The sequence below is a fragment of the Azohydromonas australica DSM 1124 genome, from assembly GCF_000430725.1.
GTDB classification, from domain to species: domain Bacteria; phylum Pseudomonadota; class Gammaproteobacteria; order Burkholderiales; family Burkholderiaceae_C; genus Azohydromonas; species Azohydromonas australica.
On sequence record NZ_AUMO01000179.1, the window covers coordinates 1 to 1,063 of the forward strand.

Annotated in this window: 1 protein-coding gene; it reads left to right on the top strand. The window is 65.0% G+C overall.

Going from position 1 to position 1,063, the window contains the following annotated elements; all coding sequences use genetic code 11:
* A partial coding sequence (locus H537_RS44265) for a PAS domain S-box protein (RefSeq protein ID WP_043459298.1) occupies window positions 1–1,063 on the top strand: 1,063 nt, incomplete at both ends.

Below are 1,063 nucleotides of genomic sequence, written 5' to 3' on the forward strand. Positions count from 1 at the left end.
GTGCGCTGCTCGACAGCGCAGGCACGGCCATCGTCGCCACCGACCTTGCCGGGCGCATCACCATCTTCAACCCGGCGGCCGAACAGCTGTTTCGCGTCCCGGCCGCACAGGCCGTGGGGCGGTTGATGCTGGAGTTCCATGATCCGGACGAGGTACGGGCCAACGGCAACAGGATCCCAAGCGTCATGCGTGACCATGGCCATGCGCAGCCTGACTTGGTCAAGCAGGCCCTGCGCAACAGCACCGCGTCAGAACTGGACCCAACTGGCACGCAGACCGAGTGGACTTTCGTGCGCGCGGACGGTACCCGGTTCCCCGGGCTGTTGAGCATGAGCCTGCTGCGCCACGAGCCGGACACGCCCGTGGGCTTCATGGGCGTCATCACCGACCTCACCGAGCGCAAGGCAATGGAGCAGGCATTGCGCCAGCGCACAGCCGAGCTCGAGGCGATCACTGCGCGTGAGCGGGCCATTTTCGCCAGCGCCGCCACCGGCATCATGATCACGGACTTGGCCAACAACATCATTGCGCTCAACCCGGCTGCCCAGAAGATGCTGCGTGTCTCCGAGGCGCAAGCCCGGGGGCGCCCGCTGCTGAGCTTCCATGACATCACTGAGGTTCGCGAGCGGCTGCATGTCATACCGATGGAAGTGCGCGGGTTAGCCACTGGGCTGTCCGACGTCTTGCCGAACCATCAAAAGCAGGCTGAACCGCAGGCTCCTGCGACGGGTGAGCAGACCGAGTGGACCTTCGTGCGGGCTGACGGCACGCGGTTTCCTGCGGTGCTCAACATGAGCGTGCTGCGTGAAACCCAAGGCAGGCCCTTGGGCTTCCTGGGCATCGTGACCGACGTCACCGAACGCAAGGCGTTGGAGCAGCAACTGCGCGAGCGCACCCATCAGGCAGAAGCCGCGACCGCGGCCAAGAGCACGTTCCTCGCCCATATGAGCCATGAGATCCGCACGCCGCTCAACGCCGTCATCGGGCTTTCCCAGTTGCTCGTGCAAACCAATCTCGACGAGCGCCAGCGCATGTTTGTCACCCATGTCAACGCCGCTGGCGA